The organism is Muribacter muris (assembly GCF_001038205.1).
GTDB classification, from domain to species: Bacteria; Pseudomonadota; Gammaproteobacteria; order Enterobacterales; family Pasteurellaceae; genus Muribacter; species Muribacter muris.
The window spans coordinates 50,948-70,365 of sequence record NZ_JWIZ01000012.1; the positions used below are offsets into that span (position 1 = coordinate 50,948).

General features: G+C 47.8%; 17 protein-coding genes. 7 read left to right on the plus strand and 10 right to left on the minus strand.

The annotated features are described in order from the left end of the window. Positions 1-2 precede the first annotated feature (2 nt). Positions 3-638 carry an endonuclease III gene (gene nth, locus RO21_RS02400; RefSeq protein ID WP_047976206.1) on the plus strand — a complete coding sequence of 212 codons (636 nt, stop codon included), beginning with the start codon at positions 3-5 and terminating at the stop codon, positions 636-638. Positions 639-867: 229 nt separating this feature from the next. Here the strand turns inward: nth and RO21_RS02405 are convergent, their stop codons facing one another. After that, positions 868-3,372, minus strand: a complete 2,505-nt coding sequence (locus tag RO21_RS02405) for a glycogen/starch/alpha-glucan phosphorylase (protein ID WP_047976207.1) — start codon at positions 3,370-3,372, stop codon at positions 868-870. 281 nt (positions 3,373-3,653) lie between these two features. Here RO21_RS02405 and rplY point away from each other — a divergent pair, with 281 nt between their 5' ends. Both rplY and RO21_RS02415 read left to right on the plus strand, forming a co-directional pair. Continuing rightward, positions 3,654-3,941, plus strand: coding sequence for a 50S ribosomal protein L25 (rplY, locus tag RO21_RS02410; protein ID WP_047976208.1), 288 nt, complete (start codon positions 3,654-3,656; stop codon positions 3,939-3,941). 294 nt (positions 3,942-4,235) lie between these two features. Continuing rightward, positions 4,236-4,859, plus strand: a complete 624-nt coding sequence (locus tag RO21_RS02415; protein ID WP_047976209.1) for a DUF417 family protein — start codon at positions 4,236-4,238, stop codon at positions 4,857-4,859. A 90-nt stretch (positions 4,860-4,949) separates the two neighbouring features. On the opposite strand, the gene gdhA is transcribed toward RO21_RS02415, so the two are convergent. After that, on the minus strand, positions 4,950-6,287 hold the full coding sequence (gene gdhA / locus RO21_RS02420) for an NADP-specific glutamate dehydrogenase (protein ID WP_047976210.1): 1,338 nt from the start codon (positions 6,285-6,287) through the stop codon (positions 4,950-4,952). 299 nt (positions 6,288-6,586) lie between these two features. Here gdhA and ubiG point away from each other — a divergent pair, with 299 nt between their 5' ends. Further along, positions 6,587-7,300 carry a bifunctional 2-polyprenyl-6-hydroxyphenol methylase/3-demethylubiquinol 3-O-methyltransferase UbiG gene (gene ubiG / locus RO21_RS02425; protein WP_047976211.1) on the plus strand — a complete coding sequence of 238 codons (714 nt, stop codon included), beginning with the start codon at positions 6,587-6,589 and terminating at the stop codon, positions 7,298-7,300. A gap of 8 nt (positions 7,301-7,308) precedes the next feature. Here ubiG and RO21_RS02430 read toward each other — a convergent pair whose 3' ends face one another. Genes RO21_RS02430 through bioA form a run of 6 tightly spaced genes read right to left on the minus strand, consistent with a single transcriptional unit; the run spans position 7,309 to position 12,013 of the window. After that, positions 7,309-7,560, minus strand: coding sequence for a YceK/YidQ family lipoprotein (locus RO21_RS02430; protein WP_084724233.1), 252 nt, complete (start codon positions 7,558-7,560; stop codon positions 7,309-7,311). Beyond that, positions 7,560-8,204: a dethiobiotin synthase gene (gene bioD, locus RO21_RS02435; protein WP_047976212.1), complete on the minus strand. Its 645-nt coding sequence runs from the start codon at positions 8,202-8,204 to the stop codon at positions 7,560-7,562. Before bioD ends, RO21_RS02430 begins: the two co-directional genes overlap by 1 nt. Continuing rightward, a complete protein-coding gene (gene bioC, locus RO21_RS02440) occupies positions 8,205-8,954 on the minus strand; it encodes a malonyl-ACP O-methyltransferase BioC (RefSeq protein WP_047976213.1) in 750 nt (249 codons plus the stop codon). After that, the gene (locus tag RO21_RS02445) at positions 8,945-9,586 is read right to left on the minus strand and encodes a DUF452 family protein (protein WP_047976214.1); all 642 of its coding nucleotides are present in this window, start codon (positions 9,584-9,586) and stop codon (positions 8,945-8,947) included. Before RO21_RS02445 ends, bioC begins: the two co-directional genes overlap by 10 nt. Before the next feature lie 8 nt (positions 9,587-9,594). Continuing rightward, complete coding sequence (locus RO21_RS02450) at positions 9,595-10,734, minus strand: 8-amino-7-oxononanoate synthase (protein WP_047976215.1); 1,140 nt, start codon at positions 10,732-10,734, stop codon at positions 9,595-9,597. Then, positions 10,721-12,013: an adenosylmethionine--8-amino-7-oxononanoate transaminase gene (gene bioA, locus RO21_RS02455; protein ID WP_047976216.1), complete on the minus strand. Its 1,293-nt coding sequence runs from the start codon at positions 12,011-12,013 to the stop codon at positions 10,721-10,723. The genes RO21_RS02450 and bioA overlap by 14 nt, the downstream gene beginning before the upstream one ends. Before the next feature lie 259 nt (positions 12,014-12,272). Between bioA and leuB the strand changes: the two genes are divergently transcribed. Continuing rightward, complete coding sequence (gene leuB, locus RO21_RS02460; protein ID WP_047976217.1) at positions 12,273-13,349, plus strand: 3-isopropylmalate dehydrogenase; 1,077 nt, start codon at positions 12,273-12,275, stop codon at positions 13,347-13,349. 91 nt (positions 13,350-13,440) lie between these two features. On the opposite strand, the gene RO21_RS02465 is transcribed toward leuB, so the two are convergent. Together RO21_RS02465 and RO21_RS02470 are read right to left on the minus strand one after the other, a co-directional pair. Next, complete coding sequence (locus tag RO21_RS02465) at positions 13,441-14,442, minus strand: TerC/Alx family metal homeostasis membrane protein (protein WP_047976218.1); 1,002 nt, start codon at positions 14,440-14,442, stop codon at positions 13,441-13,443. Between the two features lie 75 nt (positions 14,443-14,517). Then, positions 14,518-15,513 carry a LacI family DNA-binding transcriptional regulator gene (locus RO21_RS02470; protein WP_047976225.1) on the minus strand — a complete coding sequence of 332 codons (996 nt, stop codon included), beginning with the start codon at positions 15,511-15,513 and terminating at the stop codon, positions 14,518-14,520. A gap of 210 nt (positions 15,514-15,723) precedes the next feature. Here RO21_RS02470 and RO21_RS02475 point away from each other — a divergent pair, with 210 nt between their 5' ends. Next, positions 15,724-17,007, plus strand: a complete 1,284-nt coding sequence (locus RO21_RS02475) for an MFS transporter (protein WP_047976219.1) — start codon at positions 15,724-15,726, stop codon at positions 17,005-17,007. A 27-nt stretch (positions 17,008-17,034) separates the two neighbouring features. Further along, a complete protein-coding gene (locus RO21_RS02480) occupies positions 17,035-19,170 on the plus strand; it encodes an alpha-galactosidase (protein ID WP_047976220.1) in 2,136 nt (711 codons plus the stop codon). Positions 19,171-19,418 lie beyond the last annotated feature (248 nt).

Here is a 19,418-nt window from a genome sequence, read left to right on the forward strand (position 1 = left end):
TAATGAACAAAGCAAAACGTATTGAAATTTTAACGCGTTTACGGGATCAAAATCCCCACCCCACGACTGAGCTTAATTACAGCAACCCGTTTGAATTACTGATTGCGGTGATTTTATCGGCGCAGGCTACCGATGTCGGCGTCAATAAAGCGACCGCTAAGCTCTACCCTGTCGCCAATACCCCACAAGCGATTTTGGATCTTGGCGTGGACGGCTTAAAATCCTACATCAAAACGATCGGCTTATATAACAGCAAGGCAGAAAATATAATCAAAACCTGCCGAGATCTCATTGAAAAGCACAACGGTGAAGTGCCGCAAACCCGTGAGGAATTGGAAGCTCTCGCCGGTGTAGGGCGTAAAACCGCCAATGTAGTACTGAACACCGCTTTCGGGCAGCCGACCATTGCGGTCGATACCCATATTTTCCGTGTGTCTAACCGCACCAATTTTGCCCCCGGAAGAGATGTGGTGAAAGTAGAGGAAAAGTTGCTGAAGGTTGTGCCTGATGAATTTAAAGTCGATGTGCATCATTGGCTTATTTTGCACGGACGCTACACCTGCATTGCCCGCAAGCCCCGCTGCGGCTCGTGCATTATTGAAGATCTGTGCGAATACAAAGAGAAAACAGAGATTTAAACCTCACCACAAGCGGTCGGTTTAAGGGCGTTTTTTGCAAATGGCGACATTGTGTCTCAGCTAGTTCAATCTAAAAGAGACACCACGTTGGTGTCCCTTTCATCATAATCAGCAATGACTTGAGCTTATCACAATCGCTAACAAAACGTGCCTAAAATTCAACTTTATCCCCTACGGCATATCATTGATTTTGCACATTTTCCACCGTAACTGACCGCTTGTAACGCCTCTATTTCGATCTCACACGCTCGGTAGCGTCAGTGAACAACTCGGCGATTTTAGGTTGCGTGGCAATCTGTTCATCGCTCATTGGCTCAATCTGCCAAATCTCACGGGCATAATCCAGCACGGATCGATCCGATGAGAAATAACCCATATTGGCAATGTTAATCATCGCTGAACGTGCCCACGCTTTTTTATCGCGGAAATAATCGGCGACCTGTTCTTGCGTGTCCACATAGCTGCGGTAATCGGCGCAGGCTTGATAGTAATCCCCTGAATTTAAAATCAGATCTTGGTAGCGATACGGATCGTCCGGTGAGAATTTGCCGTTCAGAATTTGTGAGATTGCTTCGTTGAGCTCGCCGTCCCGCTCAAAATAGTGGTAGGGTGAATAACCGTTGCGGCGTAAAGCCTCCACCTGTTCCACCGTATGACCGAAGATGAAAATGTTCTCCCGTCCGACTCTCTCCAAAATCTCGACATTCGCGCCGTCTAGCGTGCCTATCGTTAATGCACCGTTCAACGCAAATTTCATATTTGACGTACCGGAGGCTTCCGTACCGGCAAGGGAAATCTGCTCGGAAAGATCCGCCGCCGGAATAATCAGTTGCGCTAGGCTTACGCTGTAATTCGGGATAAACACCACTTTGATTAAATCACGGATACGAGGGTCATTATTCACCACGTTTGCCACATCATTGATCAGGCGGATCACCTTTTTCGCCGCATAATATGCACTGGCGGCTTTACCGGCAAAAATAAACACCCTCGGCTGCCAGTCTGCTGTCGGATTTTTCAAGATACGGTTATAAAGGGTGATGATGTGTAGCACGTTGAGCTGCTGGCGTTTATATTTATGGATACGCTTGATTTGTACGTCAAAAATCGCTTCTGGATTAAGCGTAATACCTTGTGTTTTTTCAATGTAAGCGGCAAGTTTGCGTTTATTTTCAACTTTAACCGCTATCACTTCCGCTTGAACATTCGGATCGTCAATCAAGCGGTTTAATTTATCCAACTCGGTCAGCGCCGTTCGCCAGTTTTGCCCGATATGTTTATCTAAAATGCGGGTCAATCCCGGATTGGCAATCTGAATCCAACGGCGAGGAGTTACACCGTTCGTAACATTGGTAAAACGTTCCGGGTAAATGCGGGCAAAATCGGCAAAGATAGATTCTACCATTAAATCGGAATGGATTTTTGCCACCCCGTTTACTTTGCTTGAGGCAATCACTGCCAGCCACGCCATTCGTACTCGGCGTTCGCCGTTTTCGTCAATAATGGAGACTCGGCGGACAAGATCGTCATCTCCGACAAATTTTTCCCGCACTTGTTGCAAGAACCATTCGTTAATCTCAAAAATAATCTGTAAATGACGAGGTAAAATACGGGCAATCATTTCTACCGGCCAGCTTTCAAGGGCTTCGCTCATCAAAGTGTGGTTGGTATAGTAGAAGGTCTTGCGGGTAATCTCCCACGCTTTTGCCCAGTCATAGCCTTTATCGTCGATTAAAATGCGCATCAACTCCGGAATGGCGAGGGTCGGGTGCGTATCATTCAAGTGAATTGCCACTTTATCGGCTAAATTCTCGCAAGATCCGGATTCGACTTCGTGGCGGCGAAGAATGTCTTGCACCGAGGCACTACATAGAAAATATTCTTGACGCAAACGTAATTCCCGTCCGTTGTAGGTAGAGTCGTCAGGATAAAGCACTCGAGACACATTTTCCGAGCTGTTTTGGTGGCTCATTGCCGCAAAATAATCACCTCGGTTAAAATCCGCCAAATCAAACACTTTTTCACCGGCGTGGGCAGACCAAAGCCGCAAACTATTGGTTGCGGAGGTTTCAAAACCGGGGATCAGTTGATCGTGTGCCTGTGCAATAATTTCTTCTTCCGCACGCCAATGGGTCTTCTTACCTTCCTGCCACGTTCTACCGCCAAAACGGACTTTAAAACGCTTACTGGCACGCACATAAGGCCAAGCAAATTCTTGCTCAAGCCAATAATCCGGATGCTCCACTTGTTCCCCATTTTTAATTTCTTGGCGGAACATACCGTATTCATAGCGAATCCCATAGCCGATAGCCGGAATTTTCATTGCGGCTAAGCTGTCCATATAACAGGCGGCTAAACGTCCTAACCCACCGTTGCCTAAACCGGGATCGCCTTCTTCGTTGATAATATCCTCTAAATCCTGCCCCAGTTCATCAAACGCCGCTTTCACTAATTCATAAACACCTTCTGCAATCATTGCATTACTGAAGGTTCTCCCCATCAAAAACTCCATAGAGAGATAATAGACACGGCGACTGGTATTTGCCGCTTGGCTGCGACGGGTTTGCAGCCACGATTGAGTGGACAGATCCCGCACAACACGCAGAGCTGCATTCAGCCAGTTGCGTCGGCTCGCCTCCCGTGGTTCAACCCCTAATGCAAATACCAATTTATGCAAAATCGCCTTCTTCACATCTTGAATGTTATCAGGACTTAATGATGTAGAATGCCCCATTTAACTAGACCTCCAAAGTAGAATGATACGTTAAAAAATCGCCGCATATTTTACAATTATTTTCCACAAAATCCCATTACTTACCCTGTTTAAAATAAACTGACAAACCATTAAAAATAACATTATCAAACAGGATATTCGATGAAATTAGTCTTGCTTTTTAATAAAACCGCATTAAAATATGCGCTCGGCTTTTTGCCGTTAATTTTTTTGGGAATAGCTGGGTCGCCTGCTATTTTTGATTCACGGAACATTCGTTCCCCAATAATGAGACTTAAACAATGTCATTCAAATTTGAAGCTGAAGTTCGTTCGGCGCAAGGTAAGGGTGCGAGCCGCCGCCTGCGTCATAATGGTCAAGTGCCTGCAATCATCTACGGTGGTAAAGCAGAGCCTGTATCCATCATTTTAGATCACGATAAAGTTAACAACGCTCAAATCCACGATGCGTTCTATAACGAAGTATTAACTATCGTTGTTGCCGGCAAAGAAGAGCAAGTCAAAGTACAAGCCATTCAACGCCACCCGACTAAACCAAAACTTGTTCATTTAGACTTTAAACGCGTTTAATTTTAGCGTAGCCTAAACGAAATAGAAAAAGCCCTTTTAGAATGAAAGGGCTTTTTAGTCGCTAAAATATAAGCCCTCAAATAAATAATAACTATAATCATAGCGATACCAACGAATCTGTTAGAAGCCTATTTATAGTATTCCTTTTCGTTTTAATTACAAATCTTTCCATTTCTTGTAATATTTCCTTAACCAAGATGACTTAAACGAACGAGTCATTGCGACTATTTAACGAATACGGTATCTCACTTGAGGGTAGAATTCTTTTAGTTTTTCACTTAAAAGGAACTGAAAATGAACACTCTCATTGAATTTGCGGCGAAAATCATCGCCCCGTTACAACGCCAATTTATCCATTTTATCCGTATTGCCATTTTTATTGTGATGCTTTGGATTGGAGGCTTAAAGGCCTTTCAATATGAAGCAGACGGTATTGCACATTTTGTATCAAACAGCCCGTTTATGAGCTTTTTATACAATAATAGCGACAAATATGCACCGAATGAAAAAGGTGAAATGGTTAAAGAGTATGTATTACATAAAAACCCGGAAGGCAAAATGGTGCTGAAAAATATTGAATGGCACAAACAAAATGGGACTTATACATTCTCCTACGGTTTAGGGACAGTGATTGTGTCTATCGGCATTTTAACCTTACTCGGTATTTGGTTTCCGAAAATCGGCATTGTCGGCGGCTTACTGACGTTTGGAATGTCGATTGTTACCCTCTCTTTCCTGATTACCACACCGGAAACTTGGGTGCCGAATTTAGGCGGGGATCTCCCAACCCCAAATCACGGTTTCCCTTATTTGTCAGCGGCAGGCAGGTTGATTGTAAAAGATATTATTATGATGGCGGGTGGCTTAACAGCGGCAGCAGAATGTGCTAACCGTCTTTTACATCGTCAAACAGCATAACAATATTTTGTATTCAGTATAAAAAAACAGGCGGTCTTTTCCGCCTGCTTTTATTTGAGTTACAAAAAAACCGTTGCAACCGACCGGGTGTTATACCACGCCCTGCTCCAACATTGCGGTTGCGACTTTTTTGAAGCCGGCAATGTTTGCGCCGTTCACATAATTGACAAAACCGTTCTCCGTGCCGTTTTCCACACAGTTCTGGTGGATATTTGCCATAATGTCGAATAAACGCTGATCCACTTCTTCACGGCTCCAAGACAGGCGAATAGCGTTTTGGCTCATTTCCAAACCGGAAGTCGCCACACCGCCCGCATTGGAGGCTTTACCCGGTGCATAAAGGATTTTCGCTGCAACAAACACCTCTACCGCCCCTAATGTCGAAGGCATATTTGCCCCTTCCGCCACGCAGATACAGCCGTTTTTGAGCAAGGTTTTGGCATCTTCGGTATCCAACTCGTTTTGGGTTGCACAAGGCAATGCCACATCACACGCCACGCCCCACGGTTTTTGTCCGTCAAAATAGGCTAAACCCTGTTCTTGAGCATAAACGGATAAACGCTCACGGCGTTCGTTTTTCAAGGTTAATAACGCCGCTAACTGCGCTTCGGTCATTCCGTTATCCCCAAACTGTACATAGCCGTTAGAATCGGAAACGGTTAAAACTTTACCGCCTTTTTGCAATACTTTTTCCGCCGCATATTGAGCAACATTACCCGAACCGGAAATCACCACTCGTTTACCTTCAATGCTTTGCCCACGGGTGTTTAGCATACTCTCGGCAAAATAGACCGTACCGTAGCCGGTCGCTTCCGGACGGATTAAGCTGCCGCCCCAAGTTAAACTTTTACCGGTTAGCACAGAGGTAAACTCATTGCGTAATTTTTTGTATTGACCGTACAAGTAGCCGATTTCACGACCGCCCACGCCAATATCCCCCGCCGGCACATCGGTGTCCGCCCCGATATGACGATATAATTCACTCATAAAGGCTTGGCAAAAACGCATTACTTCCGCATCGGATTTGCCTTTCGGATCGAAATCCGAACCGCCTTTACCGCCGCCCATTGGTAAGGTTGTCAGCGCATTTTTGAACACTTGCTCAAACGCCAGGAATTTCAGCACGCCTAAATCAACGGTCGGATGGAAACGTAAGCCGCCTTTGTAAGGCCCGATCGCCGAGTTCATTTGAACACGGTAGCCACGATTTACCTGCACTTGTCCGTTATCGTCCACCCAGGTTACCCGAAAGCTAATCACCCGTTCAGGCTCAACGATACGCTCTAATAATCCTTGTTGGGTGTATTTTGGATTTTTCGCCAAAAACGGCGCAAGGCTACCAAAGACTTCTTCAACGGCTTGGTGGAACGGAGCTTGCTCCGGATCACGTTGTTTGATTTTTTGGAAAAGGGCATTCAAATCGCTCATAAAAACTCCAGTATAAAAAAGAAAAGTTGTGTTTGATGGGCGATGAGTTTAGCAATGTTGTTGAGATTTGCAATATCAAATTAGAAAAATTTATATCAATAATTAAAAAAACTATGCTTAACCGCCGTTTTTTTGGTCTGTTTTGTGAAAGTGATCACACTTTTAAGCTGAATATTACCGCTGACCAACAAAATATCTCCACCAGTCCCTTTTCCTGCGGAATTAGGCTACAATAACGGCAGGTTGCAAGCGGTCGAATACCGGCGTTTTTTTGCAACCGCTTTACATTCAGGTAAGTTATGAAAAATATCGATCAACACGAAATTGCAAAATTTGAAAAAATGGCGAAAAGCTGGTGGGATCCGCACGGCGATTTCAAGCCCCTTCACTTGCTCAATCCGGTTCGGCTCGCCTATATCAATGAAAAAGCGGGCGGTCTGTTCGGCAAACGGGTCTTGGATGTCGGCTGCGGGGCGGGCATTTTAAGCGAGGCGATGGCAAAGCAAGGGGCTGAAGTGATCGGCATTGATATGACCGATGAGCCGCTACACATTGCCAAACAACACGCCGAGCAGAGCGGTTTAGCCATTGACTATCAACAAATCACTGTTGAAGATTTTCGCCAACAACTGACCGCTTGCGATCAGCCAAAATTCGATGTCATCACCTGTATGGAAATGCTGGAACACGTTCCCGATCCGCTCTCCATTATCCAAAGTTGTCAAGCGCTGCTCAAACCAAACGGCGTGCTATTTCTATCCACGATTAACCGCACCTTTAAAGCCTATATGTTGGTGATTATCGGGGCGGAATATGTGCTGAAAATGCTGCCGAAAGGCACACATCAATTTGAAAAGTTTATTAAGCCGGCGGAATTGCTGAATTGGTGCGATCAGGCGGGCTTAACCTGTCGGGAAATGGTCGGCTATCATTTCAACCCTCTGTGTGAAACCTTCCGCCTTAACCACGATGTGAGCTGTAACTACATCGCCACCCTCACTCACCTTGATTAGCCCTTAGGCTAGTCTCGGCTAAGGGTAACGGGCAGGGCTAAGGTATCCAGCACAAAGCTGAGGGGCAAATCGACCACCGCCAGCACGCCCAATACGTTGCCCTCTTGAATAGCCTGAAAATCTCGGCGTACGCCGCCATAGACACGGTAATCATTTTCGGCAAAACTGATCACCGTGCCGCAAGCGGTCAGTTGTAGCACTAAAGTTGCAAAAATCCCCCGTTTTAACCACTTAATGCCCTTGGCATTACCTTTTTTCATCACTTCAAATCCTGTATCGGTAAACGTACAAATTGTGCTTCGGGAAAATTGTCGGCAAGGTAACGGCGAAGATAACGCTGGGTTTCTTGACTGATGAGCGGATCAGCAACGGGATAGTCGTTATAAATCACCATTTGGAGCGGAATGTGATGTATGCGGCACATTTCAAGGTTCAACAAGCTGTGATTAAGGCTGCCGAGCCTGCCGGACGTTACCAATATCAGCGGATAACCGCACGCTCGCAGGTAATCGAAAGTGGTTCGGCTCTCGGTATAAGGCACAAGCAAACCGCCCGCCCCTTCCAACAAGACATAATCATAATTTGCACTTAAACAGGCGGTCGCTTGGGTGATCTTTTCTGCATCAATGCTCTCCTCTGCCAAACGCGCCGCCAAATGCGGCGAGCAGGGATAAGGGAAAATGTAAGGGCAGGTCAGCCCCTGCCGATCAGCTTCGGTTAAGCCGATACCCTGCATCTGTCGGTGTAGCCGAATATCCTCGGACATCGTCTCACCGCCAGTCTGCACCATTTTTTGCGTGATGACCGAATACCCCTGCATCATTAGCTGTTTAGCATACCAGCCCGTTGCCACACTTTTTCCTACATCCGTGTCAATGCCGGATACAAAAATCACTTTGCCCATTTATGCTTTCACCCTCGCTAACAGGTATAACGGCGTATAAGTCAGGCTCACGCCACCATTGCTGCTGTAATACTGTTGATAGTCGGCACAAAATCGCTTGAGCCGCCCTTTTGTCCACGCCTGTCGGCTGACCGCCGTTACGCCGCTCTGCTGCAAATGGCGTAATACCGCCAACGGCGATTCAAATATCAAGCGGATTTGCGCACTTTCCGTGTGCAAAATTTGAAAATCCGCCGCCAGCCAATCGTGCCATTGTTGAATGCTCGGATAATCCAACCCAATCTGCGTCAAACGGCGGATTTCCACCAAATTATCGGGGCTAAACACGCTAAACAGTAACAAACCGTTCGGCTTGAGATGCCGTTTGAGCCGAGTTAAAAAACGGGGCGGATCAGCAAACCACTGGAACGTGGAAGCGGACGCAATCAAATCAAACTGCCGCGCTAATGCCAGCGCCTCCGCATCGCCTACGATTAAGTGATACGGCTGGGTCAGACGGGCTGCCAGATGTTCGTCCACCTCGCACAAATCGTTCAGCCACCACTGTTTTGCAGCAATATGTTGTTGCAATAAACTGCTGAAATGCCCTGTGCCGCAACCGATTTCCAAAATATCTTCAAAATCCGACCGCGTGTTTTGCAAGATTGAAAGCAAACGCCGATTGATCTGTTGCTGTGCCTTTGCCTGCCTGTCATAAAAGGGTAACGCACGCTGAAAACGGCGTTGAACCGCCTGTTTATTTACGTCCATAGTTCGTCCCAACGGCTAAAGGCAGGCAAAAGATAATGCTCCCCTTCCAGCGTGCGAACGGCACAACGGTTCGCCCAATAGGCGTGCTGGTTTTGGGCGGGGAAAATTTTATCTTGTGTGCCGATAACAGCGTGTGTCCACGCCAATAAATCCGTGCGGGTATCATTGCAAATTGCGTGGAAAAGTGCGGTCAGTTCTGCGTGAAGCTCGTCAAAGCGACGCTGATCCTGACGTTGCTGATAGTCGCTTAGTCCTTTACCGCACATTCTGCGTTCAAATTTTTGGCGTGAGTGTGGCGTTAAACCCGCTAAGGTTGCCGTAAAAATCGCCGGCGGAATACCGTATTGCGCATTGCAGGGGTTTGCAGTGCCGTTAATCGCCGTTGCCGACAGTAGCGAATGCCCGCCCAATACCCGCTCCGCAACCCACACGCCCAGCGACCACGCCACCACTCTGATATTGCGATACGGAGCAAAATCAAATGCCAATGCAACATCCCGATAATCATAGCAGATCAGCACATCATAGCCGTCAGGCAAGCCTAAATGCGCAATGACCGATGGGGGTGTGCCCCAGCCGGCAAAATAGACGAGTAAATCCGGTTGTTGTCGGCGATGCCAAATGTATTTCATAGCGTTCCTTATAGACAATCAATCAATGCCGTCAGCTCGGCTTCGCTCAAATCGGCGGTCAGTGAAAAACGAATACGGGAAGTACCTTGCGGCACGGTCGGCGGGCGAATCGGTAAACAATAATAGCCGAGCGCTTGTAATTGTCGGGCTTTTTCCACCGTTGTTTGATTGTCGCCGAGCAGATACGGCACAATATGGCTTTGGTTTGAATGGGGCTGCCGTTCGGCAACCGCTTGCCGCAGTATGCCGCTCAAGCCGGCTAAATGCTGGCGTTGTGCCTTGAAATGCGGTAATTGTTCAAACAGAAAGTGCGTCCACGCCACATTTAACGGCGGTAAAGCGGTAGAAAAAATCAGCGGGCGCATCGTGTTGATGAGATAATCCTTAATCAGTTGATCGCACACCAAATACGCCCCGACAGACGCCAACGCCTTGCCGAAAGTGCCGACCAGCAGATCGATTTCCGCCACGCACCCCATCTGCTCTGCCATACCCAAGCCCGTTTCGCCGTAAATCCCGACGGCGTGCGCTTCATCAACATAAAGCAAAATTTGCGGATATTGTCGCTTAAATCGCACTAAGGTCGGCAAATCCGCCACATCGCCGTCCATACTGAACACCGATTCCGTTACGAGAATAATGCGGGCAAAGTGTGCGGCATTGTTCGCCAGTATGTCTGCCAAATGGGCATAGTCATTATGGCGATAACGCAGAAATGTGGCACGGCTTAGCCGGATACCGTCAATCAAACTGGCGTGCACCAATTTATCTGCGACAATCAAGGTCTGCCTGTCCGCCAATGCCGGTAAAATGCCGATATTGGCGTGGTAGCCGCTGTTAAAAATTAACGCACTCTGCCGCCCGAAACGCTCAGCAAGCAGTGCTTCCAACTGATGATAAATCGGGAAATTGCCCGTCAGCAAACGGGACGACGAGGCGGTGCAAGCGGGCAATTGGTCGCCATAATTTGCAAAAAAGGCGTGGCGTAAACCCGCTTGATTTGCCAAACCGAGATAATCGTTACCGGATAGGTTGAGCATTCGCCGCCCTCCTTGCTCAACATATTTGCCCTGATGCACCAATTCGGGCAAGGTGCGATATTGGTTTTCGGCTTTTTTCGCCGTTAAAAATTGCTCAAATTGTTGCATATTCTTCCTTTAATGCGGCAATCACGCCATCGGTCAAGCGGACTAACTGTTCGGCACTGATAATAAACGGCGGCATTAAATAGACCAATTTGCCGAAAGGCCGCACCCATACCCCCTGTTTCACAAAACGGGGCTGAAGGCTTGCCATATTCACCGCTTCAACCATTTCAATCACCCCGATTGCGCCCAATACCCGCACCTCTTTGACATACTCGCAAGCCGCCAGCGGTGCAAGACTTTGCTGAAAATGCCGTTCGATCCGGCGGATATTCGCTTGCCAATCGCCCGCCAATAATAATTCAACGGAGGCGAGTGAGACGGCACACGCCAGCGGATTTGCCATAAATGTCGGCCCGTGCATAAAGCATTTCGCTTCGCTACGGGAAAGGGTTTGCGCAATATGGCGGGTGGTTAAGGTGGCGGACAGCGTCATATAGCCGCCGCTCAAGCCTTTGCCTACGCACATTATATCGGGGCTGACCTGTGCATACTCCGCCGCAAACAGTTTACCGGTGCGTCCAAAACCGGTGGCAATTTCATCGAAAATCAGCAGCACGCCGTATTGCTCGCACAAGGCTTTCGCTTTTTGCAAATAGACAGGGGAATAAAAATACATTCCGCCTGCACCTTGTACGATTGGCTCTAAAATCAGCGCGGCGATCTCATCGCGCCGTTTTTCCAGTAAATCGGCTAACGGGCGGATTGCCGTCTCCTGCCACGCTTCGCCAAATTTCACGCTCGGCTGGGGCAAAAAATATTGTACGGGCAGGCTGCGGGCAAATAAATTGTGCATTCCCGTGGTCGGATCACAAACGGACATTGCGTGCCAAGTGTCGCCGTGATAGCCACTGCGGATCGTGGCAAATTTCTGGCGGGTCAGTTTACCCTGTGCGGATTGATATTGCACTGCCATTTTCATCGCCACTTCCACCGCGACCGAACCGCTGTCGGCAAAAAAGACCTGCTCCAGCCCTGCGGGTGTAATATCAACCAAGGTTTTCGCCAATTTCACCGCGGGTTCGTGGGTTAATCCGCCAAACATAATATGGCTCATTTTAGCGAGTTGGTCGATTGCCGCCTGATTTAATATGGGGTGATTATAGCCGTGCAACGCCGCCCACCAAGAGGACATTCCGTCAATCAATCGCTGCCCGTTTTGCAGCCAAATCTCCACGCCCTCCGCTCTCTCTACGCTATAAACGGGCAAATGATTCGGCATTGCGGTATAAGGATGCCAAACATATTGGCGGTCAAGGGCTAAAAGCTGTTGTTCGTTCATATAGTCTCGGTTTAAGGCTGACAAGCGGTCGGTTATCTGCATCATTTTGCAATCAGTGCAACGTTCGCAAGCGAAAAGGGTTCACGCCCCGAACGGCACTTGCGTGTGCGACATCATCTCGCCCGCTTTTCTCTCCGTGTGTCGATAAATACGGCTATTCTAGCCTAAATTGTGCGGTTTCCGCTAAAAAATCCCCCGCCTTTTAGCAAAATGTTTTATATTACGCCTTTCTAATCAACAATAAAATTGAGGAATTTATATGCAACATTACAACATTGCGGTATTAAGCGGGGACGGTATCGGGCCGGAAATTATGGCTCAGGCACTCAAAGTGTTGGATAAAGTCCAACAAAAATTCGGTTTTACCCTGCACTACCACCACCACGACATCGGCGGCATTGCGATCGACAATCACGGCAAAGCCCTGCCAGACAGCACCCTCAAAGGCTGCGAACAAGCCGATGCGATTTTATTCGGCTCGGTCGGCGGGCCAAAATGGGAGCATCTGCCGGCAAACGAGCAGCCGGAACGTGGCGCACTCTTGCCGCTACGCAAACATTTCGCCCTGTTCTGCAACCTTCGCCCTGCCACTCTTTACAAAGGCTTGGAAAAATTCTGCCCGTTGCGGGCCGACATCGCCGCAAAAGGCTTCGATATAGTAACCGTGCGGGAATTAACCGGCGGCATCTACTTCGGGCAGCCAAAAGGACGTGAAGGCGAGGGCGCACAAGAAAAAGCCTTTGATACGGAAGTTTACCACCGCTATGAAATCGAACGTATCGCCAAAGTTGCGTTTGAAACGGCAATGAAACGGGGCAAACACGTTACTTCCGTGGATAAAGCCAATGTTTTGATAAGCTCGATTTTATGGCGTGAAACCGTGAATGAAGTGGCGAAACAGTACCCCGAAGTGAAGCTCGATCATATTTATATCGACAACGCAACAATGCAGCTCATCAAGCAGCCGGATTTCTTTGATGTGCTGCTCTGCTCCAATATTTTCGGCGACATTATTTCGGACGAATGTGCAATGATTACCGGCTCGATGGGAATGCTGCCGTCCGCCAGCCTCAACGAAAAAGGCTTCGGGCTTTACGAACCGGCGGGCGGCTCGGCACCGGACATTGCCGGCAAAAATATCGCCAACCCGATTGCCCAGATTTTATCGGCGGCAATGATGCTCCGTTACAGTTTCGGCTTGGAAGATGCGGCAAAAGCGATTGAAAATGCAGTGCAACACGTGCTTGCCGAAGGCTATCGCACTGCCGATTTAGCCGATCAATCCGCCCCGATCTCCACCAGTGAAATGGGCGATTTAATCGCCAACCGGATTTAACCCCGAAACCGCAAGCGGTCGGTTATGTGAATTTTTTCGCAAAAAAGAAAGGGCGTTTGAAACGCCCTTTTTTTCCATTCTGCCGCCTGATTTATTTTTCCGTTTTTGCCGGAAAGATGAGGGAGGCGATCACCCCAAGCGCTAATACGCCTAGCACAATAAAGAGGCTGGTATTCGGTGAAATATGAATGCCGGTATCGCCAACGGCGTGATTCCACGATTGAATCCCCATTTTAATCCCGATGAAAAACAACAACGCAATAACTGCTTTTTCCAAATGCACCAAATATTTGGTGAGTGCCGCCAAAATAAAGTAAAGGCTGCGTAAACCGAGAATGGCAAAAATCATCGCCGCATACACCAATAACGGCTCTTCGGTTACCGCAATCACCGCCGGTACGGAGTCGAAAGCGAATGCGACGTCCGAGCTTTCAATCGCAATCAAACATAAAAATGCCGGTGTAACATAACGGAAACCTTGGCGGGTGATGTTTGCCAGTTGCGTCTCATTCAGCTCTTGGTGTTTCACAAAAAAGCGCTCGCCGAATAATTTGGTGTACACCGGCATTGTTTTGCCGACCAAACGCACGCTCCAGTGATTTGCGTAATCTTCGATCGTTTCCTCCTCTTTTTTTGCACTTTGCAACATTTTAACGCCGCTCCAAAACACAAAAACAGCAAAGAAAAAGCCAACCCAAGGGCTTGCCGCAAATAAGCCGGTGCCGATCACCACGAAAACGGCTCGGAACACCAATGCCCCTAAAATGCCCCAATATAAAATGCGGTGTTGTAATTTGCCGACAATGCCGAATGAGGCGAAGATCGCCACAAATACCATCAAATTATCGATAGATAGGCTCTTTTCCAACACATATCCGGCAAGATAGAGATCGGCAAACTGTTTGTCGAAGCGTAGCCACACATACGCATAAAAAGCGAGTGCCAAGCCGATCCAAAAAAGCGACCAAAGTGAAGCGTCTTTGACGCTAATCTCTTTGGTGTTGCGGTGCGCAAATAAATCCACATAAACCGAGAATAAAATCACAACAAAAAAGACAATAATTGCCTCAAGCGGAAAACCGAACGTTCCCATAAAACCTCTTAAAAAGCGTGAAAAAACGGTGCGATTTTTCAGAAAAAGTTGATCTTTGTCAAGCGCTATCCCACCTTAACAAGACGCTCTCTCCACCAACGGGCAATCCAAATAATGGACGTTATTGTCGGTGCGGGCCTCTATCAAATGCAAGGCTGCCTGCTGCCCCATTTCATAGTGGGGAAGTTGCACGGTCGTCAGTGGCGGGAGAAACCAATCCGCCACGCCGACCATATTATCAAAGCCCAACACCGCCACCTCGTCAGGAATGTGTATCCCCTGCCCCAGCAAAAATTGGTAGGTCAGTAGCGCAATGCGGTCGTTACCGCACACCACCACGTCAAACTCAAGCGGTCGTTTACGGCACATTTTTTGCAAAATAGGGAGAACCTCACCAAAATTTTGGCTAAACGGCGACATAAAAAACGGCTTAGGCAGCGGGCTATTTTGCCCCATTTTCGCCCGCCACGCCTGCTCAAAGCCTTGTTGTCGGGCTTGGGCGGCAATCGCATTACTCGGCAAATAGAGGCAAAGGGGCGAGCGGTAGCCCTTTTCCAGCAATAATTGAGCGGCATCAAACTGCCCTTGGAAATCGTTCGGCACATAGCAGGCGGTTTGAATGTCATCGGTCAGGCAGTTAGCCAGCACAATCGGATAACGCCGCAATGCAGGGGGAATGGCAATTTTTTTCAAGCCACTGGTAGTGAAAATGATGCCGCTCGGACGGTGGGAAAGCAACGTGCCGACCGCTTGCTCCAGCTCGTTTTCAAAGGTATTGATAATAAAAGAGTGCCAGCCAAATTGGCGTACCGTCTGCTCTATCGCTAATAAAATTTCCACGGAAAACGGCGTGGTGGCGGTATCCAGCGATAATACGCCGATGGTATGGGTTGCGGCTTGTGTCCCCCGAATTTTTTGGGCGGAAATATTCGGCACATAGTTAAGCTGCTCAATCGCCTGTTTGACGATCTGATAGGTTTTGGGCGAAAGCTGTTCGGGGTTGTGAATGGCACGGGATACGGTCATCAGCGACACGCCCGCCAGTTTTGCCACGTCTTTAAGTGATGCCATTGTGTTAATACTGAAAGAATTTTGCAAAATGTTACCGAAATCTGCCCGCTTGTCTATCTTCTCCCGTGTAAAATCTGTGATCCGGTTCACAAAATTGCAATGTTAACGTTAAAAAATGTGATCTTCATCATATTTTCGCCATTTCTATACTTGTGATTTTGATTGATAACGTTAACATTTAATGGTCTTTAGATATGTCAGAGGTCAATTATGCAATTACAAACACCGCAAGCCTACTATTTGTCTAATCGGAATTATTGGATTTTTAGCGGCTACTTTTTCGTCTATTTTTTCATTATGGCAACCTGCTACCCGTTTTTAGGGATTTGGCTGGGTGATATTAACGGGTTAAGCGGGGAAGAACGGGGCATTGTGTTTGCGTCAATGTCGTTTTTCGCCCTCTGTTTTCAGCCAATTTTTGGCTATGTTGCCGATAAATTAGGCATTAAAAAGCATTTACTTTGGGTAGTCGCCATTACCCTGTTGTTTTATTCGCCGTTCTTTATTTATGTGTTTGCGCCGCTGCTTCAAACCAATATTTGGTTAGGGGCGATTGCCGGCGGGATCTATATGGGGTTCGTCTTTTCCGGCGGTGCGCCGGCTTCGGAAGCCTATGTTGAGCGGGTGAGCCGCCGTAGCCATTTTGAGTATGGTCGGGCGAGAATGTTTGGTATGTTCGGCTGGGCAATTTGTGCCTCCCTTGCTGGCATAATGTATGCACACAATCCTAATTCGGTCTTTTGGCTCGGTTCGGCAGGGGCGGTCGTCTTGTTGTTTTTGGTCGCGTTAGCCAAACCGGAGCAAAATGCCAGTACCAGTGTTGCCGCTCAATTAGGGGCGAACAAAAACCCTGTTACCCTCAAACAAGCCTTTTTACTGCTTAAACTCCCGCGTTTTTGGGCATTGCTTGCCTATGTGATCGGGGTTGCCTGCATTTATGATATTTTCGACCAGCAATTCGGTAATTTCTTCAATACCTTCTTTGAATCGAAAGAACAGGGAATGGAAATGTTCGGCTATGTTACCACCGGCGGCGAACTGCTGAATGCGTTGATTATGTTCTTTGTGCCGCTGTTGATTAACCGCATCGGCGCGAAAAATGCGTTGCTGATCGCCGGAATGATTATGAGTATCCGCATTATCGGCTCGTCCTATGCCACGACAGCGTGGCACGTGGTGGTATTGAAAACCCTGCATATGTTTGAAGTGCCGTTCTATTTAGTCGGTTTGTTTAAATATATTGCCAATGTGTTTGAAGTGCATTTTTCCGCGACCATTTATCTGGTGGCGTGTCAATTCGCCAAACAAGTCGCTAATATGCTGATGTCGGCAACGGTCGGGACTTGGTACGACAAATTCGGCTTCCAAGAGACCTATTTCATCTTAGGTTGTATCGCCCTTGCCTTTACGCTACTGTCGGTCTTTACCCTCACAGGCAAAATGTCCGCTACGGAACGCTATCTATTGCAAAAACGCAATGCTCACGGAATTTAACTCGCAAAATGTTAAGAGGATTTAATGATGAACAATGTTATTCGTTTAACCAGCCAAAAAAATGATCTGGTGATTATTGCCGACCAAAATCCCCGTATTGTGTATTGGGGGGAGCATTTAGCCCATTTTGATCAGAGCAATATTGCCGCCCTCGATAGCGGTGTAACCAACGGCGGCTTAGATATTGCCGTGCCGGTATCCCTTGCCTGCGAAAACGGGCGGGGCTATTTCGAGTCCAGTAGTATTGAAGGGCATCGTAACGGGCAGGATTGGGCGCCGGTGTTCAATCATTGCGAAATTTCGCAGCAATCTCACCGCTTGCAACTGCGGTTAGTTGATGAGCTTGCCGGTCTTGAATTTAGCAGTGAATTTGAGTTGGACGAACAGACCGGCGTGCTCAAAACCCGTAACCGATTGCGCAATCTTAAAGCGGAGACATTTACGGTCAATCGCCTTGCCGTTACAATGCCGTTGCCGGAATATGCCGATGAGGTATGCAATTTTTACGGACGCTGGGTGCGGGAATTTCAGCTTAACCGCCACACGCTCAAACACGGCGGTTTTATCCAAGAAAACCGTGTCGGGCGTACCTCCCACGAGTATCCGCCAAACATTATGATTGGCGAACAGGGCTTTAAAGAGCAAAGCGGACAAGTGTGGGGCTTTCACTTGGCTTGGAGCGGTAATCACCGTATCCGTGCCGATATTGATATTCGAGGTCGCCGCACCGTTCAGCTTGAAGCCCTCTATTTTCCGGGCGAAATCCAACTGGCGCAAAATGATGAAATTGCGACCCCGTGGGTGTATGCAACCTTTTCCAATCAAGGCTTAAACGGAATGAGCCAACAATTCCACCAATATGTGCGGGAACATATCGTGCGTTTCCCTGTGCAAAAAACTCGCCCGGTGCATCTCAACATTTGGGAAGGGGTCTATTTCGACCACAACCCCGATCACATTATCGCGATGGCAACGGAAGCGACAAAAATGGGGGTGGAACGCTTTATCATTGATGACGGCTGGTTTATCGGGCGTGATGACGATTTCGGCGGCTTGGGCGATTGGTATTTGGACGAGCGCAAATACCCGCACGGTTTAACCCCGATCATCAAAGCGGTGAAAGATCTCGGTATGCAGTTCGGTATTTGGGTTGAGTTGGAGATGATCAACAAAAACAGTCAGTTATACCGCCAACACCCGGACTGGTTACTGCAAGTCGAAGGCTACGATCAACCGCAGGAACGTAACCAAAACGTATTGGATCTCTGCAATCCTGATGTGTTTAATTATTTGGTCGAACGAATGGACTGGCTACTCGGCAATCACGAGATCGACTATGTCAAATGGGATATGAACCGCCGCATCGTACAGGGCGGGCATAACGGACAAGCCGCCGTTACCAAACAGACGGAAGCCTTTTACCGCTTGTGCGATCTGCTATGCGAGAAATACCCGAATGTTGAGTTTGAAGCGTGTGCCTCCGGTGGCGGACGGATCGACTACGAAGTATTAAAACGATCTCAACGTTTTTGGGCATCGGACGATAATGACGCCCTCGAACGTCAAACAATTCAACGGGGAATGAGCTATTTCTACCCGCCGGAAGTGATCGGGGCGCATATCGGCGGCAAGCATTGCCACACCACCTATCGCCAACTGGACGTCAGTTTCCGAGGCTTAACCGCTCTGTTTGGGCATATGGGCGTGGAACTTGATCCGGTTAAAGAAGGCGAAGCGGAGCGTCAAGGCTTCAGCAAATATATAGCCCTGCATAAACAGCTTAGACCTTTACTCCACAGCGGCAAGGTCTTCCGCCTCGATAGACAAGATCCTGCCTCTTTGGTAAACGGCGTTATCAGCCAAACTGGAACGCAAGCGGTCGTTTTAGTCAATCAACTTGCAATGTTGGATTATCTACAACAAGAACCGCTTCGTCTGCCTTATTTAGCAGAGGGCAACTATGAAATCAGTCTCTTGGATATTCCAGCGGTCTTTCAAACCGGCAAGTGCGGGCATTTAATGAAAACACTCCCCGAATGGCTCACCAACGCAATGAACGGCAAACCGCTCGTTGTCCATTCCGATTGGCTGAAAAAAGTCGGGCTGACACTCCCAAATCTCGATCCGGCAACTGCGATGCTACTGCATTTCAAACAATGCTAAGAAATTAACCTCTCAAACCTAAAAGAGAGGCTGAATTGCCTCTCTTTCGTTTATGTGATGACGATTGATCGTGCCAAACATTGTCCCCAGATTTTGTCAATGGTGATTAAACCCCAAATAATTGCGGTATTATGTAGCAAATGCACAAAAATACACATTTTAACAAAATGTAGGGACACACTGCGTGTGTCCTTTATAAAAATCAAATTATTTCAATAGCTTAAAATCCGGACACACGCAGTGTGTCT

What these genes read in the sequence shown, in the direction of transcription:
- nth (WP_047976206.1), top strand. Translation starts at nt 3, where the DNA reads ATGAACAAAGCAAAACGTATTGAAATTTTAACGCGTTTACGGGATCAA.
- RO21_RS02405 (WP_047976207.1), bottom strand. Translation starts at nt 3,372, where the DNA reads ATGGGGCATTCTACATCATTAAGTCCTGATAACATTCAAGATGTGAAG.
- rplY (WP_047976208.1), top strand. Translation starts at nt 3,654, where the DNA reads ATGTCATTCAAATTTGAAGCTGAAGTTCGTTCGGCGCAAGGTAAGGGT.
- RO21_RS02415 (WP_047976209.1), top strand. Translation starts at nt 4,236, where the DNA reads ATGAACACTCTCATTGAATTTGCGGCGAAAATCATCGCCCCGTTACAA.
- gdhA (WP_047976210.1), bottom strand. Translation starts at nt 6,287, where the DNA reads ATGAGCGATTTGAATGCCCTTTTCCAAAAAATCAAACAACGTGATCCG.
- ubiG (WP_047976211.1), top strand. Translation starts at nt 6,587, where the DNA reads ATGAAAAATATCGATCAACACGAAATTGCAAAATTTGAAAAAATGGCG.
- RO21_RS02430 (WP_084724233.1), bottom strand. Translation starts at nt 7,560, where the DNA reads ATGAAAAAAGGTAATGCCAAGGGCATTAAGTGGTTAAAACGGGGGATT.
- bioD (WP_047976212.1), bottom strand. Translation starts at nt 8,204, where the DNA reads ATGGGCAAAGTGATTTTTGTATCCGGCATTGACACGGATGTAGGAAAA.
- bioC (WP_047976213.1), bottom strand. Translation starts at nt 8,954, where the DNA reads ATGGACGTAAATAAACAGGCGGTTCAACGCCGTTTTCAGCGTGCGTTA.
- RO21_RS02445 (WP_047976214.1), bottom strand. Translation starts at nt 9,586, where the DNA reads ATGAAATACATTTGGCATCGCCGACAACAACCGGATTTACTCGTCTAT.
- RO21_RS02450 (WP_047976215.1), bottom strand. Translation starts at nt 10,734, where the DNA reads ATGCAACAATTTGAGCAATTTTTAACGGCGAAAAAAGCCGAAAACCAA.
- bioA (WP_047976216.1), bottom strand. Translation starts at nt 12,013, where the DNA reads ATGAACGAACAACAGCTTTTAGCCCTTGACCGCCAATATGTTTGGCAT.
- leuB (WP_047976217.1), top strand. Translation starts at nt 12,273, where the DNA reads ATGCAACATTACAACATTGCGGTATTAAGCGGGGACGGTATCGGGCCG.
- RO21_RS02465 (WP_047976218.1), bottom strand. Translation starts at nt 14,442, where the DNA reads ATGGGAACGTTCGGTTTTCCGCTTGAGGCAATTATTGTCTTTTTTGTT.
- RO21_RS02470 (WP_047976225.1), bottom strand. Translation starts at nt 15,513, where the DNA reads ATGGCATCACTTAAAGACGTGGCAAAACTGGCGGGCGTGTCGCTGATG.
- RO21_RS02475 (WP_047976219.1), top strand. Translation starts at nt 15,724, where the DNA reads ATGCAATTACAAACACCGCAAGCCTACTATTTGTCTAATCGGAATTAT.
- RO21_RS02480 (WP_047976220.1), top strand. Translation starts at nt 17,035, where the DNA reads ATGAACAATGTTATTCGTTTAACCAGCCAAAAAAATGATCTGGTGATT.